General features: G+C 35.3%; 1 protein-coding gene. It reads right to left on the minus strand.

Annotation, left to right across the window (positions count from 1 at the left end; genetic code table 11):
- Positions 1–513, minus strand: a 513-nt coding sequence (locus HUN22_RS17605; protein ID WP_174732066.1) for a class I SAM-dependent methyltransferase, incomplete at its 3' end; no start/stop codon positions are given.
- Between the last annotated feature and the right edge of the window lie 31 nt (positions 514–544).

Raw genomic sequence — 544 nt, forward strand, 5'->3', positions numbered from 1 at the left:
TTTCATACCCTCCTCATCTTTGACGATATGATCGGTCACAATATATAAAGAGCTTGTATCTAATAGATGATTTCTAACTTGCATATGAAACTCTTTAGCAAAATCTTTATGTCTTAACTCATGTAAAGCTTGGTGAATGATGACAACATCGAAAGTTTCTTGTTGGCATACATCATACCAACCAGACTCTTTAAAATTCGCAGTTAAGTATTTGGCCTTATTCGTAAGTAATCCTAAATTTTTTCTGGACAACTCATGCATCGCCTCAGAGAAATCTAAAGCTGTATATTCCAGAGAATCTATATTTTCTAAGAGAATTTTTGCCAAATAACCAGGACCAGCACCTATCTCAAGAATCTTAGGTTTTTTGATATTGAGTGACTTAATCTCAGCCACATACATGCTAAAAAACTCATATCTCCAAGGGCGTTTCACATTTACTTCTTCAGCCCACTCTAAAGCATCAGCCGCTTTTCTTAGGTCAATTGGACTTGCAACTTCCTTTATAGTCATAATTTTTCGCCCTTTAATCGCTCTTTTTAGT

The sequence above is a fragment of the Acinetobacter lactucae genome, from assembly GCF_013344765.1.
Classification (GTDB): domain Bacteria; phylum Pseudomonadota; class Gammaproteobacteria; order Pseudomonadales; family Moraxellaceae; genus Acinetobacter; species Acinetobacter lactucae_A.